This window comes from Paraburkholderia sp. BR10954 (assembly GCF_040965775.1).
Taxonomy (GTDB): domain Bacteria; phylum Pseudomonadota; class Gammaproteobacteria; order Burkholderiales; family Burkholderiaceae; genus Paraburkholderia; species Paraburkholderia youngii.
Map to the genome: position 1 here is coordinate 87946 of NZ_JBFRCK010000005.1, position 14859 is coordinate 102804.

General features: G+C 64.8%; 12 protein-coding genes and 1 pseudogene. 6 read left to right on the forward strand and 7 right to left on the reverse strand.

Annotation, left to right across the window (positions count from 1 at the left end):
• Positions 1-6: 6 nt before the first annotated feature.
• Entirely contained in the window at positions 7-1245 is a 1239-nt protein-coding gene (locus AB4Y34_RS09680; protein ID WP_176124735.1) for an ABC transporter substrate-binding protein, read from the reverse strand.
• Positions 1246-1339: 94 nt separating this feature from the next.
• The gene (locus AB4Y34_RS09685) at positions 1340-2758 is read right to left on the reverse strand and encodes a GH1 family beta-glucosidase (RefSeq protein WP_368715887.1); all 1419 of its coding nucleotides are present in this window, start codon (positions 2756-2758) and stop codon (positions 1340-1342) included.
• Between the two features lie 275 nt (positions 2759-3033).
• On the opposite strand from AB4Y34_RS09685, the gene AB4Y34_RS09690 reads away from it, so the two are divergent.
• The gene (locus AB4Y34_RS09690; protein WP_368715888.1) at positions 3034-3420 is read left to right on the forward strand and encodes an ester cyclase; all 387 of its coding nucleotides are present in this window, start codon (positions 3034-3036) and stop codon (positions 3418-3420) included.
• Between the two features lie 120 nt (positions 3421-3540).
• On the opposite strand, the gene AB4Y34_RS09695 is transcribed toward AB4Y34_RS09690, so the two are convergent.
• Together AB4Y34_RS09695 and AB4Y34_RS09700 are read right to left on the reverse strand one after the other, a co-directional pair.
• Positions 3541-3696: a hypothetical protein gene (locus AB4Y34_RS09695; RefSeq protein WP_368613291.1), complete on the reverse strand. Its 156-nt coding sequence runs from the start codon at positions 3694-3696 to the stop codon at positions 3541-3543.
• A gap of 82 nt (positions 3697-3778) precedes the next feature.
• Entirely contained in the window at positions 3779-5023 is a 1245-nt protein-coding gene (locus AB4Y34_RS09700) for a DUF1479 domain-containing protein (protein WP_368715889.1), read from the reverse strand.
• Between the two features lie 95 nt (positions 5024-5118).
• On the opposite strand from AB4Y34_RS09700, the gene AB4Y34_RS09705 reads away from it, so the two are divergent.
• The 3 genes from AB4Y34_RS09705 (at position 5119) to AB4Y34_RS09715 (ending at position 8627) form a co-directional block, all read left to right on the forward strand.
• Positions 5119-6084 carry a helix-turn-helix domain-containing protein gene (locus tag AB4Y34_RS09705; RefSeq protein WP_368715890.1) on the forward strand — a complete coding sequence of 322 codons (966 nt, stop codon included), beginning with the start codon at positions 5119-5121 and terminating at the stop codon, positions 6082-6084.
• 64 nt (positions 6085-6148) lie between these two features.
• On the forward strand, positions 6149-7096 hold the full coding sequence (locus tag AB4Y34_RS09710; protein WP_368715891.1) for a lactate dehydrogenase: 948 nt from the start codon (positions 6149-6151) through the stop codon (positions 7094-7096).
• A gap of 52 nt (positions 7097-7148) precedes the next feature.
• Positions 7149-8627: a DASS family sodium-coupled anion symporter gene (locus tag AB4Y34_RS09715; RefSeq protein WP_368589382.1), complete on the forward strand. Its 1479-nt coding sequence runs from the start codon at positions 7149-7151 to the stop codon at positions 8625-8627.
• Between the two features lie 186 nt (positions 8628-8813).
• Here AB4Y34_RS09715 and AB4Y34_RS09720 read toward each other — a convergent pair.
• A pseudogene (locus AB4Y34_RS09720) lies at positions 8814-10018 on the reverse strand (DUF2252 domain-containing protein).
• Positions 10019-10176: 158 nt separating this feature from the next.
• Positions 10177-11136, reverse strand: coding sequence for a transcriptional regulator FtrA (gene ftrA, locus AB4Y34_RS09725; RefSeq protein WP_176381031.1), 960 nt, complete (start codon positions 11134-11136; stop codon positions 10177-10179).
• Positions 11137-11244: 108 nt separating this feature from the next.
• Here ftrA and AB4Y34_RS09730 point away from each other — a divergent pair, with 108 nt between their 5' ends.
• Both AB4Y34_RS09730 and AB4Y34_RS09735 read left to right on the forward strand, forming a co-directional pair.
• Positions 11245-11700 (forward strand): rhodanese-like domain-containing protein, encoded by a 456-nt coding sequence (locus AB4Y34_RS09730; protein ID WP_368715892.1) that lies wholly within the window; start codon positions 11245-11247, stop codon positions 11698-11700.
• Between the two features lie 152 nt (positions 11701-11852).
• Positions 11853-13937: a putative bifunctional diguanylate cyclase/phosphodiesterase gene (locus AB4Y34_RS09735; protein ID WP_368715893.1), complete on the forward strand. Its 2085-nt coding sequence runs from the start codon at positions 11853-11855 to the stop codon at positions 13935-13937.
• On the opposite strand, the gene dapA is transcribed toward AB4Y34_RS09735, so the two are convergent.
• Complete coding sequence (gene dapA, locus AB4Y34_RS09740) at positions 13930-14838, reverse strand: 4-hydroxy-tetrahydrodipicolinate synthase (protein ID WP_368715894.1); 909 nt, start codon at positions 14836-14838, stop codon at positions 13930-13932. The genes AB4Y34_RS09735 and dapA overlap by 8 nt on opposite strands.
• Between the last annotated feature and the right edge of the window lie 21 nt (positions 14839-14859).

Below are 14859 nucleotides of genomic sequence, written 5' to 3' on the forward strand. Positions count from 1 at the left end.
CGAGGCCTAGCCCTTCAGCGCGCTGGCGAACGCTTTCTGCGCGTCGTCGACGGACTCGTTCTTGTTCCAGAAGTTCGTCACGACGTCAGTCAGCGCACCTTGCGTATCGGGCGACAGCAGCATTTCCGGGTTCGGCAACTGGCGCGACTTGTCCTTCATGATCGCGATGCCCTCCTTCGCGCAGATATCGAGGCTGCTTTCATCCACGTCACCCCGAATCGGAATCGAGCCCTTCTTCGCACTGAACGCAACCTGCGCGGACGGCGAGGTCATTACCGTGGCGAGCAGATTCTGCGCCTTGATCGCCGACGCGCTGTCGGTCTTCGGGAACACGAACACGTCGCCCGCAACCAGGTACGGCGAACGCGGACCGAAGCCCGGGAAGCAGCCGAAGTCCTTGCCCGCAGTCTGATTCGCAGCGAGGAACTCGCCCTTCGCCCAGTCGCCCATGATCTGAACGCCGGCCTTGCCCGAAGTCACGAGCGCGGTCGCGTCGTTCCAATTGCGGCCAGGCGAGCCCGGGTCGACGTAATCGTGCAGCTTCTTGAACGACACGAGCACCTTCTTGAACGCCTCGGAGTTCACCGCGTTCTGATCGTGATCGCGATAGACCTTCATATACAGGTCCGGGCCGCCCACATCGGCGAGCACCGCGTCGAACGTGATCTTCTCCTGCCACGGCTGACCGCCGAACGCGAGCGGAATCACGCCCGCGCTCTTCAGCTTGCCGAGATCGGCGATGAATTCGTCGTAGCTTTTGGGCTCGCTCGTGATGCCCGCTTTCTGGAACACCGGCTTCGAGTAGAAGAACCACGCCGGCATATGGATGTCGACCGGCGCCGCGTAGAAATGGCCCTTCACGCGGATGCTGTCGAGAATCGATTGCGGAAAAATGCCGTTCCAGTTTTCTTTCGCGGCGACGTCGTCGACGTTATTCAGGAGTCCCTGATCGATCAGATCGTGGAACTGCTTCGACGTATTGAACTGTGCTGCTGTGGGCGGATCGCCGCCGACGATGCGGTTGATCGCGGTGGCGCGCGCCTGGTCCCCGCCGGCGACCGCGTTGTCGACCCATTGGCCGCCGGCCTTGTCGTACGCGACGGCAAACTGACGAATCGCCGCCGATTCGCCACCCGAGGTCCACCAGTGAATCACGTTAGCCTTGAGCGGCTCCGCATGCGCGACGACGCCATACAGCGCCAGTGCCGCAACTACGCCTCGCAAGACCATTCTGTTGCTGTTCATTCCGTCTCCTCCAGGCTCCGCGCCCGTGTGTCAAGTCGAAATACCAACCAGCTCCACCCGGTTTTACATCGTTGCTGCGTCGTTTTGATTGTGTTTATTGCGCCTGCGCCTTGCGATCTTCGAGGAATTTCGACACCAGCTCCGCGCTGCGTTTAATCGTGCGCTTCTGCGTCTGGTAGTCGACGTGCACGATGCCGAAGCGCCGCTCATAGCCGAAAGCCCACTCGAAGTTGTCCATCAGCGACCACAGGAAATAGCCGCGCACGTCGACGCCCGCCTTGATCGCCTGATCGACCGCGGCGAGATGGCGCTTCAGGAACGAGATGCGCTGCGTGTCCTCGACGCGGCCGTCGATGACCTTGTCGTCCGATGCCATGCCGTTCTCGGTGATGTAGATCGGCGGCAGATTGGCATAGGTGTCCTTGAAGCCGGTCAGCAGATCGCGAAGACCGTCAGGGTAAACCTCCCATCCCATCTGCGTACGCTCGACATCTGCAAGCGGCACGTCCTTGAATCCATGCCCGTCGTCGCTCGCCACGTTGGTGCGGAAATAATAGTTGATGCCGAGGAAATCGAGCGGGGTATTGATCGTCTGCATATCACCTTCGAGCACCAGCGGCTCGCTGCCCGGCCGCAGCTCGAACAGGTCTTGCGGATACTCGCCCTTGAACAGCGGATCGAGAATCCACGCGTTGTGCTGAACTTCGAACAGTTCGGCCGCGCGACGGTCGGCGGCGCTGTCGCTATTCGGCGTGCCGCGCCCGACGTTCGCGACGATGCCCTTGTGCGAACGCGGATCGTTCGCGCGCAGCACCGGAATCGCGAGACCGTGCGCGAGCAGCAGATGATGCATGGCCTGCGCGGCGAAACGCAGGTTCGAGAGTCCCGGTGCGTGATGACCGTTGCCGTAGCCGAGATACGCCGAACACCACGGTTCGTTGAGCGTCGCCCACGCATCGACGAAGCCGTGCAGTTCGCGGCTCATCAGATCCGCGTAATCGACGAAACGGTACGCGGTTTCGCGATTGAGCCAGCCGCCGCGATCTTCCAGATGCTGAGGCAGATCCCAGTGATACAGCGTGACGAAAGTCGTGATGTTCTTCTCTTTGAGCCGTCCGAGCAGGCGCTTGTAAAAGTCGAGCCCCTTGTGGTTCGGCGCGCCGTTTTCGTCCATCACGCGCGGCCATGCGGTCGACAGCCGGTACGCTTCGAGGCCGAGGCCCGCGAGCAGCTCGACGTCCTGTTCCCAGCGATGATAGTGATCGCATGCGACGGCGCCGGTATCGCCCGCCAGCACCTTGCCCGGTGTGGCCGAGAACGTGTCCCAGATCGACGGCAGGCGGCCGTCTTCATTGACCGCGCCTTCGATCTGATACGACGCGGTGGCCGCGCCGAGCAGGAAATCCTGGCGCCATAGCGACGAATCGGCGGGCGGTGTGAATGGATCGGAATGTGGGTCGCCGTGAGCGCTTGGTTGTCCGGCGTCGACGACTGCGGATGCGTTGTTTACCACGGATTCTCTCCTGCGATGAGGTCGTTGAACCGGGTGTCGCGGAACTCGATGCGCTTTCGTTCGACCTTACTGTGAACGCTTAAGTGGAAGCGCTTCCACACTGTCGAGTGAACGATAACAGTGGCGAAATCGGAGCAGCAATCCGGGTTTGTCTGGAGAGGGTTTCTCGCATCCGTGCGAGGGTGATGCGGGGTGCATCGAGGGAGCCGCATTCAACGCTAAATCCCAGATCGCCGACAATCGGCTTATCTACTTAGGCATGGAAGACGATTGCGATGAGCGAATTCAATCTGTCGAAACTCTATCGCGGCTATATCGCCTGTCTGAACACGCAGGGCTGGTCAAAGCTGCGGGACTTCGTTGGCGAAGACGTGAAGTACAACGGACAACGAATCGGTTTGCCGGGCTATCGCGAGATGCTGGAAAGAGATTTCCGCAAAATTCCGGACCTGCACTTCGAGATTCAGATGCTGGTTTGCGAGCCGCCGCATATCGCAAGCCGATTGCATTTCGACTGCACGCCCATCGGCATGTTTCTCGGGCTTCCGGTGCAAGGCAAACGCGTCGAGTTCTGCGAGAACGTCTTCTACGAGTTCGGTGACGGCAAAATCCAGCAAGTCTGGTCGGTCATCGACAAAGCCGCGATCGAGAGTCAGTTGTAGCGGCGCAGGGACACGCCGCGCTCACGCGCTGCGCTGTGGCATCAGCCCGTCGCCACGATTGACGCTGCACCGAACCGCCCAGCGGCACATCTATTTTGTTTATCGAGCGAATGCGCTCGTCTACGGCTTGTCGTCTTCGCGATCGGGGTCGATGTCGGGATCGAGCGGCGGCGCGTCCGGGTCCTGCGATGGACCGATGTCGGGCAGATCCGTCTGCACGACGTCGGACTGATCCGGCCGGAGCGGGTTTTCGTCCTTGTTCGGTGTGGTGGCCATGGCCGGTCCTCCTTGGGTCGTTGCCATGCTGAAATGGCAGCAAGTTCCGCTCCCGATCAAGAGGCGGCCATGCCCTTTGCGCTCACAGATCGAAGCCCATTTGCGCATGGCCAAGCTCGGTGAGATCGTCCGCCGTCGCTCGGCCGACGAAATCGACTTCGAAGTTATCGGCCGGAAAATCCGGCGGGCTGCTGCCTTGGAGAAAGCTCGGCAGTTGCCGCTTCAGGTACGCATCGTTTTTCGCGCAGGCCGGCAGCGAAGCGATATACATCACGTTGCTATAACCGTTGCCGCGATGCGCGTCCTCGACCGCGTGAATGACGTCGCTATGCCAGAACACGGTGTCGCCCGCCTGCATCAACGGAATCGACGACAGCGCATGAAACAGCGGCGCGTGACACTCGGACTTGATCGACAGCGCGCGACCCGGCATCGCTCCGCACAGATCGTCTTCGGCGACATCATCCTGAAGCGCGCGCAACAGGATGTAGACCATCGAGTTCGCCATCGGCACCAATTGCAGAGTGCCGTCGCCGGGACCTTGCGGCGTCAGCGCGGTCCAGCCCTGGAACGTGCGGAACATCGAACAGACGGCCGGCGAAGCGATCTCCTCGACTTCGGTGCGCCACGCGGCATCGAACGGATCGTAGTCGCGCCAGTGGCCAGAGAACACATGGCGATAGACGTTGCGGAAATTCGGCTCGATCCAGCGCTCGACCGAACCGCCGTCGCAATGGGCCGACAATCCGAGCGATTCCGATCCGGGCGGCCGGCGACGCAGGCGGTCCGCATACACCGGCACATGGTTCGGATCGAAATGCACGCGCCCTTCGCTCTCGGTGCGCCACAGCCGGTTCAGGAACACGCGGGCCTGGGTGAGCGCGCTCGACTGGCGCGCGAGCACCTGCGGCTTCGACCAGTACACGCCGTAGATTTGCGGCTTGCTCGAAGCGAGTTGGCCGAAGTACTTGTCTTCCGCGCGATTCAGCAGCTTGGCGTCGAGGTCGTTACGCTCGACGTATTCCGCGATGTCCTGATCCCATTGCTCGACGAGCGACCGGTCGAACACCCTGCGGATCACGCAGGCGCCGCGAGCTTTGACGAGCGCGATCTGCTCGTCGGTGACGCGGTTCGCGACGATGTCGGCGAACTGGATTTCCGGAATCACCGGCTCGCCGCGCTCACGCAGCGTTGCGATTCGCTCGGCCTCCTTCGTCATCGCCGCTGCGACGTCGGCGAACACTTCACGGTAGTTCGGCCGCATTGCGCGCAGTTCGCGCTTCGCTTGACGGATGGCTGCCGGCAGGTCGTCGATTTGCAAGGCCATTGCATCGTCTCCATGGGGTTTCTGATGCTTGAAGCGTACGCGAACGAGCAGTGCGCGCGTGATACTATCCGGTCAATTATTTGACGATTTCGGACATGAAAGCCGCTTTCGAACATGTAGATTTTGGCCGGGACTGTTCGGTCAGGGTTTATCACCGCCGGCTGCCCCGCATCCCTTTCGAATGGCACCACCATCCCGAGTACGAACTGACGCTGACGATGAACAGTCAGGGCAAGCGGTACATCGGCGACTCGGTCGCGACCTACGGCGCGGACGATCTGGTGCTGGTGCCGCCGAATCTGCCGCACACCTGGGCCTCGAACCGCTCGATCGACGCGGCGCACCCGCAGGTCGCGATCGTCGTCTGGTTCGACGGCGCGTGGCTGCGGCGACTCGCCGATGTCTGCCCCGAGTACAACGGCCTCTGCGACCTGTTGCGCAGAGCGGCCTGCGGCCTCGCATTCGAAGAGGGTGCCGGCGCGCGCATGCGCGAGCACCTGGACCGCCTGCTGTCCGACAAACCGCGCGAACGCTTGCAGGCGGCGCTCGACGTGCTGGATCTGCTGTCGGCGCTTCCCGCCACGCCGCTCGCATCCCCAAGCGCATTCGATGCGCGGACCGGCGCCGCCACTGGCCACGAATCCGATCAGCTCAATCGCGCGCTCGCATTGATCGAGACACAGTTCGCGCATCCGCTGCGGCTTTCCGCGCTTGCCAAGGCGTCGGGGCTGTCCGAGCGCTCTTTGACGCGGCATTTCACGCAGCATCTTGGCGAGAGCGTCGGGCGCTACGTGACGCGCGTGCGAATCGGCCACGCGTGCCGGATGTTGACGGACACGCAAGCGCCGATTTCCGTCATTGCGACGCGCTCCGGGTTTGCAAACGTGGCGAATTTCAACCGGCAATTCAAAGCCGCCAAGGCCATGACACCGGTTGAATTCAGGCACCAGTTCGCAGGCGCGCGGTGGGCCGAGCAACAGATGTCGCCGCAGCTCACCGAGCGTTCGCCTTCTCTCCAAAGGCGGAAAAGCGCGCCGCCGCCGTGTAGGACTAAGGTCTGATTGATGACAAACGCGCGCGTGCGACTATGCTTCGGGGTGAAACCCGAACTTAGCGAGGTTCGCGATGCGGCAGGCCAAGATCGTTATCGTCGGCGCGGGGCTGGTTGGGGGATCGGCAGCCCTGTTCGTGGCGTTGGCCATTCCGAGCGCGAAAGTCGTCATCATCGACGTCGCGCGGGTGCGCGCTGAAGGGCAGGCTCTGGATCTCGCCCATGCCGCGGCATTCTGGGGGCACAGCCGGTTCCGCGCAGGGGACTACGAAGACGCGCGCGACGCCGACATCGTCGTGATCACGGCCGGCGCCGGCGTCAAACCCGGCGAGACGCGCCTGCACCTTGCCAGAACCAATGCGGAGATCGCGACCGAAATCGTCGGGCGCATTGCACCGCTCGCGCCCGAGGCCATCTACCTGATCGCGACCAACCCCTGCGACGTGCTGGCCGGCGCCGTTTACGACCAGTTGCGTGGCGAGCGCGAGCGCGTCATCAGCACCGGCACGTCGCTCGACACCGGGCGGCTGCGCTCCCTGTTGTCCGAACGGCTCGGCGTGGTGGCCTCCGCGATTCACGCCTATGTGCTCGGCGAGCATGGCGAATCGGCGGTGATCCAGTGGTCCGCCGCGACCGTCTGCGGCATGCCCCTCGAAACTTTCCTGACGAGGAACGGCAAGGAGCTGGGCCCCGCCAGCCGGGATCTGATCCTGCGCTCCGTCCACGAGGCGGCGAAGCTCATCAAGGAAGGCAAAGGCGCCACGCATTACGGCATCGCCAGCGCGATAGGCAGGATCTGCGAGGCCATCGTGCACGACATGGATCTGATCCTGACGGTCGGCATCGTCCAGCCCGAAGTGGAAGGCGTACCGGACGTGTGCGTGTCGCTGCCGATGGTCGTCAATGGCGCGGGCGCGCGCCTGATCGCCTATCCTGAACTTGACCCTATCGAGCGCGAGGCCTTGCTGGGCAGCGCGCGCATTGTCAAGGAGGCGACGCAAAGCGTGCTTCACGAGCGGTGACGCTTTCTCGCGCACTCCGAAAAGACCCAGCAACGCCGGCACGAGGTCCATCATGGCTCCCACACCTGCCAAGGTTTCACAGCCCACCAGCTCCCCGCCCGCCACGCCGAAGCCCTCGGTCGGACTGCCGGCGGGCATCTGGAAATATCTGGTACCGGTCGCGGTCGGCCTCGTGCTCTGGTTTTTGCCCGCGCCCGCCGGCCTGCAGCCGAAGGCCTGGCATATGTTCGCCGTGTTCGTCGCGACCATTGCGGGGATCATGACCGCCCCGCTGCCGATGTCGGTGGTGGCCATCATCGGCTCGACCATCGGTGTGCTGGTCGGCGTTCTGACGTTCGCCGACGTCACCCGATCCACCGGCACCGACCTAGTCTGGCTCGTGATGCTCGCGTTTTTCATTTCACGCGGCGTGATCAAGACCGGCCTTGGCCGCCGGATCGCGCTCCTGTTCATGCGATTGCTGGGAAAGCGCACGACGGGGCTCGGCTACGGGCTCGTGCTGACCGAACTCGTGATCTCCCCCGCGATGCCGAGCATCACCGCGCGCGCGGGCGGCGTGATGTTACCTATCACGCGAGCGATTTCCGAAGTGCTGGGCAGCCACGCCGACGATCCGGAATCACGCGCGAAGGTGGGACGCTATCTGATCCTCTGCGCCTTTCACGCGAACATCATCACGGCGGGTATGTTCATCACGGCGATGGCGGGCAACCCGCTGGCGGTCAAGCTGGCCGCGGACCAGGGCGTGTCGATCAGCTGGCTCGACTGGGCGCTGGCGGCGTCCATCCCCGGTCTGCTGTGCCTCGCCGTGATTCCGATTGCGATGCTGTGGATCGCCCCGCCGCACGTCAGACGCACCCCCGATGCGACCGACCTCGCGCAACGGGAGCTCGCGACGATGGGCTCCATCTCGGTCAAAGAAATCATCATGGCGTGCATCTTCGTCGGCTTGCTGGTGCTGTGGGTGTTTGGCGACGATCTCGGCATCGGCGCGACGCTCGCGGCGGCGATCGGCGTGTCGTTGCTGTTCATCAGCGGCGTGCTGACCTGGCAGGACGCGCTGAACGAGAAGTCCGCCTGGGACACGATGATCTGGATCGGCCTGCTCATCATGCTGGCCTCCAAGCTCAACGAATATGGGATGGTGGCCTGGTTCGGCAAGGAATTCGGCCAGCACCTCGCGGGCTTTCCGATGCTGGCCGTCTATATGCTGGTGGCGGCGATCTATGTTTACATTCACTACTTTTTCGCCAGCGCGACCGCGCATATCAGCGCGCTGTTTCCACTTTCGATGGCGCTGATGGTCGCCGCCGGCGTCCCGCCCTTCGTCGCCGCGGTCTCGCTCGGCATTCTCAGCAACGTGAACGGTTGCCTGACGCAATATGGCATCGGCTCCGGTCCGGTGATGTTCGGCGCGGGCTACGTGACCCAGGGTGAATGGTGGAAGGCGGGCTTTTTAATGAGCCTGTTTTACATGGTGGCCTGGCTGGTGGTTGGGCCGCTTTGGTGGAAGGTGCTGGGGCACGTATGAGACAACGCGACTTTCGACGCGCGGACCGGACGGCCCGCGCGCACGTGATCCTGCTGCGTTTCCCGCTTCGTCAATCGCGAGCGGGCCTGACTCGCGCAACTTCCCAGCTCGTCATCGAGCGGCGCCGATCACCGCGACGCCGTCAGCGGCGCTAACGCTCTCGCAGGCTGGCGAGACGAAGATCGTCTACTGGCCCGCGCCGCTCGCCTCGAAACTCCCCCGATCAAAAGCCTCGCAATAAGCCTTCCAATCCGCCGCGACCTGTGCCTCGCACTGCGTGGCCAGATCGATCAACGGCAGTTGCCAATCGCGCCGACTGCCAAACGCGATCAGATCGTCCGCGATCGCCGACTTCTGCCGTCCTCCGCTGCGCAGATGCGCCCACGCGCTCAACTCGGCCATGCTGTTGATCACCGCTTCGAGCCGTGGCAGCTTGCCGTCCCAGTCGGCAAGGGCGACGCGATCTTCCGATGGCTGCAAACCGCGCAGCACATAGGAGCGCTGATTGAATTCGACCGCGTGCAAAAAGGCCTGCGAGACCGCCTGATTGCGCCGCTGCACCTCGACGACGCGCTGCGCCTCGGTTTGCCAGTTCGGCTGCGTTGCCTTCACGTGCGCACTGACCGACGATGACAGCGCCTCTTTCAGATCGATCAGGTAGTTGCCATCGGGCGAGCCCTTGCCCTCGACCAGAATCACGTAGCGATCGACACCGAGGCTGCCCGTGCCCGCGATGCGTCGCGCGACATCGAGCGTGCGGTAGAAGTCGGGATTCGGCTCGGTCGCCGCGAACCGCTGCATGAACTGCACGACCGCCGCGCGCCGCTCATCGCTGACCGGCAGCGCTTTCTTGCCGTCGACCTTCAGCATGCGCGTCTTGCCCTTGAGCACCGTGCGCCGGTCCAGATGCGCGGCGCGAGCGCGACGAACAGATCGCGCACCATGCCGACCGCGGTCTCCGCTTCGATCCAGCGCGACTTGCCGTAGGCGAGCGCGGCGCCGTAGGCATCGAGCGCGGTGTGGCATAGCGCGAGCGCTTCGGCGCGGCTCAGCTTCAGGTCGGCCGCGCCGACCAGCACGCTCGTCAACAGACGCACCAGTTCGTACGGAGCCGGTGCGAGACAGGCTTCATCGAAGTCGTTGTTATCGAAGTAGACGAGGCGATTGTCGCCCTTGTAGCTGCCGAAATTTTCGAGGTGCATGTCGCCGCAGATCCACACGTGCGGCGCGTCGTCGAGCACGCTCGCGCGCGGCAGTCGCTGATAGAACAGATGACAGGTGCCGCGCAGAAACACGAACGGCGAACCGCGCATGGCTTTGTATTTCATCGCGAGCCGTTCGGGGTCGCGCCCGGCGTTGAAACTGGCGATGATCTTTGCGATGTCGGACATAGCGGGTTCCGTTGAATGAGCAAGCTCGACGTGAGCTGCGTGCCTGCTGCTGTGACCTCGGCGCGTGCCGCGAATTCAATGCCGGGTTCGGTGCGCATGCAGCGAACCCGGCGCGTTGAGCATCGTTGATCGCGGTCACGACGAGCTCCGCGCGGCGCTCACCCCTCTCCACCAAACCTGCGCCGATACGCCCCGGGACTCGTCAACGCGATCCGCCGAAAATGCCGCCGCAACGACTCCTCCGAGCCGAACCCCGCCAGCTCGGCGACACGCGCCATCGGCAGCGGCCTCGCCGCTTCGAGCAACTCACGGGCAAGCGCGACGCGCTCCCTGACGAGCCATTCATAAGGCGCCATGCCGGTCGCGTCGCGGAACTGCCGTTGCAGCGTGCGCGGGCTCATTGCCGCCCGCGTGGCCAGCGAGCTCAGCGTATGCGGCTCGGCCGCATGGCCGCGCATCCAGTCCATCAGCTTCGCGATCCGTCCGCTTTCGTCGTGCGGCATCGGACGCGGCACGAACTGCGCCTGGCCACCCTCGCGGTGCGGCGGCACCACGAGCCGTTGCGCGACCCGATTCGCGACCGCGCTGCCATGATCGCGCCGCACCAGATGCAGCAGCATGTCGAGCCCGGCCGCCGATCCCGCCGACGTGATCACCTGCCCTTCATCGACATACAGCGCGTCGGCCCGCACGCGCAGTTGCGGATAGCGCTGCTGCAACTTGTCCGCGTAGCGCCAGTGGGTCGTCACGGTCTTGCCGTCGAGCACGCCGGCCGCCGCGAGCACGAACACGCCCGAGCAGATCGAGCACAGCCGCGCGCCGCGCTCATAGGCCGCGCGGAGCCTGCGCAGCAGCGCGGCCGGCGGCACTTCGTCGGCATCGCGCCAACCCGGAATCACGATCGTGTCGGCGCTCGCGAGCAGCTTCAGCGTGTACGGCGCGGCCAGCGTGATGCCGCCCGCCGCACGGATCGGACCGGGCTCGCCTGCGCAGACTGCGAAGCGATACCACGGCACGCCGAGCTCGGGACGCTCGAGCGCGAACAGTTCGGTCACGCAGCCGAATTCGAAGGTGCAAAGCCGGTCGTAGGCCAGCGCGACGACGAGATGATTGTGCATGGCGAAATGTTACCGAAGATTGACGATCACGCCACTTACCAGCTGACCCGCCGCTCGTCACAATCGACTCGGCCACCAGACCGCCCGATCAACTCCTCGTTCCTTGCCATGACTCACGACAACCTCACCACCGCCCCGAACGCCGTCACCGCGATTCCCGCCGCCGACAGCGCCGCCGCGATCGCGCACTTCCACGCGTCGCTGCGCTTCGAAACCGATTGCGCCGACGTCCACGCCGCGCTCGCGAGCGGCGCGCCCGGCTTCGTGCTGCTCGACGTGCGCAGTCTCGCGCTGTTCGCGCAGGGCCACGTGCCAGGCGCGCTGAATCTGCCGCACGGCAAGATCGTCGCGTCGAAGCTCGCGGCCTATGCGCCGGACACGCTGTTCGTCACCTACTGCGCGGGCCCGCACTGCAACGGCGCGGCGCGCGGCGCACTACGGCTCGCCCGGCTTGGGCGGCCCGTCAAGCTGATGGCGGGCGGCGTCACCGGCTGGCTCGACGAGGGCTTCGCGCTCAGCCGTCAGGACGCCAATCCGTCGTCCGACCCGCGCTCCGCCGCATAGCGCGGCCCGCCCTCGGACAAGCCTTCCAGTGCGGCTCCGCCTTCGTCTGCGAGCCCGTTTTGGCCCCTGTTGGAAAGGCGCAAATAAGTTAAACAAAATGCTAAGAGTGCCGATAAGATGTCAAGCCGCATTCCTCGCGCGGCGGACCCAACATGCAGAGTTCTTACAATTTATGGCTCGTGGCGATTTCGTTCGCGGTCGCGACGCTCGCGTCGTACACCGCGCTCGATCTGACGGGCCGCATCTTCCTGCTCGCCTCGGCGCGCCGGCGGCATGCCTGGCGGCTCGGCGGCGCGTTCGCGCTCGGCGTCGGCATCTGGTCGATGCACTTCGTCGCAATGCTCGCGTTCTCGCTGCCGATCCCGCTCGGCTACGACATCGCGGTGACCGCCTGTTCGCTGGCGCTCGCGATCGGCGCTTCGTATCTGGCGCTCTTCCTGACGACCCAGCAACGCCTGACGCCGGCCCGGCTGCTGGCGGGCGGCGTGGTGATGGGAATCGGTATCGCCGGCATGCACTACACCGGAATGGCGGCGCTGCGCATGGCGCCCGCCATCCACTATCAGCCTGTATGGTTCGCGGCCTCGATCGGGATCGCGATCGGCGCATCGAGCGCCGCGCTGTGGATGGCGCGCGCGCTCAGCAATGAACACGAGCGTCATATCGCGCGCAAACGTCTGGCCGCGGCGCTGGTGATGGGCGTCGCGATCAGCGGCATGCACTATACGGCGATGGGCGCCGCGGATTTCGCGCCCGGTGCGATCTGCGGCGCGGCCAACGACATGGACGCGCAATGGCTCGCCACCGCGGTGATCCTGCTCACGTTCGCGGTGCTGATCGTCACGCTGATGCTGTCGCGCTTCGACGTGCGCACCACCTTCCTACTCGGCGCGGTGTCGAAGCTGAACGGCCAGATCGTGCGGCTCGCGACGCTCGACGTGCTGACGGGCCTGCCGAACCGCGCGACGCTGACCGAGCGGATCGAGCGCGCGATTAGCGTCGCGCGCCGCCAGCGCTCGTCGTTCGCGGTGCTGTTCATGGATCTCGACGGCTTCAAGACGATCAACGATTCGCTCGGTCACTCGGCCGGCGACGCGGTGCTGTCCGCCTTCGCGCAACGTCTGCAGCAATGCGTGCGTTCGAGCGACACCGTCGCGCGGCTCGGCGGCGACGAGTTCGTCGTGCTCGCGGAACATCTTACCTGCGGCGAGGACGCGGCCGCGCTCGCCGACGGCGTGCTCGAGCGGATGCGCCAGGGCACGTGGAGCGACGAACAACCGCTGCAGGTGATGCCGAGCATCGGCATTGCGCTCTATCCGCGCGATGGCGAAAGCGTCGAGACGCTGCTCCAGCACGCGGACGCCGCGATGTACGAAGCGAAGCGCGCCGGCCGCGGCACCTACCGCTTCTTCGAGCGCAGCATGAACGAGGCCGCCACGCGCACGCTGCAGATCCAGCAAGTGCTGCACGACGCCTTCGCGAACGAGCGTTTTTCGCTGCTGTTCCAGCCGAAGTTTCAGCACGGCGGCGACGCGCTCGCGGGCGCCGAGGCGCTGATCCGCCTGCACGATCCGGAGCTGGGGGCGCTTACGCCGGCCGAATTCATCCCGGTCGCCGAGCGCTCCGGGCAGATTGTGCAGATCGGCTACTGGGTCGTGCGCGAGACCTGCCGGCGCATTCGCGGCTGGATCGAACAGGGCCTGCCGGCGATGAAGGTGGCGATCAATCTGTCGCCGCGCCAGTTGCTGCAGCCGGACCTCGTCGAGACGATCCAGGAGATCGTCAGGAACGAGGGTGTCGCGTGCGAGCAGATCATGTTCGAGATCACCGAGAGCGTCGCGATGCAGGACGCCGCGCGCACCGTCGAAGTGATCCGAGCGTTTCAGGCGAGCGGCTTCGACATTTCGATCGACGACTTCGGCACCGGTTACTCGAGCCTCGCCTATCTGCAGCGCTTTCAGGTGAAGCAGCTGAAGATCGACCGCTTCTTCACCCACGGTCTCGACGCGAACGGCGCGGCGGGCAGCGCGATCGTGTCGGCGATCATCGCGCTCGCGCACTCACTCGAAATGGACGTAGTCGCCGAGGGCGTCGAGACTCAATCGCAGCTCGACAAGCTGCGCTCGATGATGTGCGACGAAATGCAGGGCTACCTGCTCGGCAAGCCAGTCAGCGCCGACGACTTCGGCGCCATGCTACGCAGCAGAACGATGGGCGCGAGCGGAGTGGCTATCTAGGCAGCGTCTCCCCCAACGCCGCGAGCCGTTCAGTCAACGCCGCGCTCGCGCGCGTCATCGGCAAGCGCAATTCATTGCGCACCCACCCCGTCGCCGCGAGCAGCGCCTTCATCGGCGCGGGATTTGGTTCCGCGAACGCGAGCTGGATCTGCGGCACGAGCGCGTGAAAAATGCGCCGTCCTTCGTCGAGCTTGCCCTCCGTCAACGCGCGGTACAGCGCGACGAAACGCTCGGGCCGCCAATGCGCGGACGCCGCGATCGCTCCACTGCCACCCGCGCACACCGTCGAGAAGACCTCGAGGTCGTTGCCCGCGAGCACCTGCAGACGGCCGTCGCGAATCAGCGCGAGCGTCGTGTCTAGCGAACCGGCGCAATCCTTGATCGCCTCAATTCGCGGATGCGCGGCGAGCGTCAGCAGCGTGTCGAGTTCGAGCCGCACGCCGGTGCGCTGCGGAATGTCGTAGAGCACGACCGGATGCGCGCTCGTGTCGGCTAGCGCGCTGAAGTGCGCGACGATGCCGGCCTGCGCGGGCCGCGTGTAATACGGCGCGGCGATCAGCACGCCGGCAATCGGCAACGAATTCAACTGCTCGATCCGTGCGAGCATGCTCGCCGTGTGATTGCCCGAGACGCCGACCAGCATAGGCAACGGACGCCGCTGCGCGTCGGTGGCCTCGGCGGCGTTGGCGTCGGCCTGCGCGGCGTCGAGAATCGTCGCGAGCACGGCGTCCTGTTCGGCGGCGTCGAGCGTGGCGGGCTCGCCGGTCGTGCCGAGCGCGACGAGCCCAGCCACGCCGGCGTCCGCATAGCGGCGCACCAGCGCGCGCAACGCGGCGTGATCGACGGCGCCGTCGGCGAACGGCGTAATCAGCGGAATCCAGATACCCGAGAAATCAGACATGTTTTCTACCTCGAAGACGAC

Coding starts and splice junctions, on each gene's coding strand:
- AB4Y34_RS09680 (WP_176124735.1), bottom strand. CDS start 1,245: ATGAACAGCAACAGAATGGTCTTGCGAGGCGTAGTTGCGGCACTGGCG.
- AB4Y34_RS09690 (WP_368715888.1), top strand. CDS start 3,034: ATGAGCGAATTCAATCTGTCGAAACTCTATCGCGGCTATATCGCCTGT.
- AB4Y34_RS09695 (WP_368613291.1), bottom strand. CDS start 3,696: ATGGCCACCACACCGAACAAGGACGAAAACCCGCTCCGGCCGGATCAG.
- AB4Y34_RS09700 (WP_368715889.1), bottom strand. CDS start 5,023: ATGGCCTTGCAAATCGACGACCTGCCGGCAGCCATCCGTCAAGCGAAG.
- AB4Y34_RS09705 (WP_368715890.1), top strand. CDS start 5,119: ATGAAAGCCGCTTTCGAACATGTAGATTTTGGCCGGGACTGTTCGGTC.
- AB4Y34_RS09710 (WP_368715891.1), top strand. CDS start 6,149: ATGCGGCAGGCCAAGATCGTTATCGTCGGCGCGGGGCTGGTTGGGGGA.
- AB4Y34_RS09715 (WP_368589382.1), top strand. CDS start 7,149: ATGGCTCCCACACCTGCCAAGGTTTCACAGCCCACCAGCTCCCCGCCC.
- ftrA (WP_176381031.1), bottom strand. CDS start 11,136: ATGCACAATCATCTCGTCGTCGCGCTGGCCTACGACCGGCTTTGCACC.
- AB4Y34_RS09730 (WP_368715892.1), top strand. CDS start 11,245: ATGACTCACGACAACCTCACCACCGCCCCGAACGCCGTCACCGCGATT.
- AB4Y34_RS09735 (WP_368715893.1), top strand. CDS start 11,853: ATGCAGAGTTCTTACAATTTATGGCTCGTGGCGATTTCGTTCGCGGTC.
- dapA (WP_368715894.1), bottom strand. CDS start 14,838: ATGTCTGATTTCTCGGGTATCTGGATTCCGCTGATTACGCCGTTCGCC.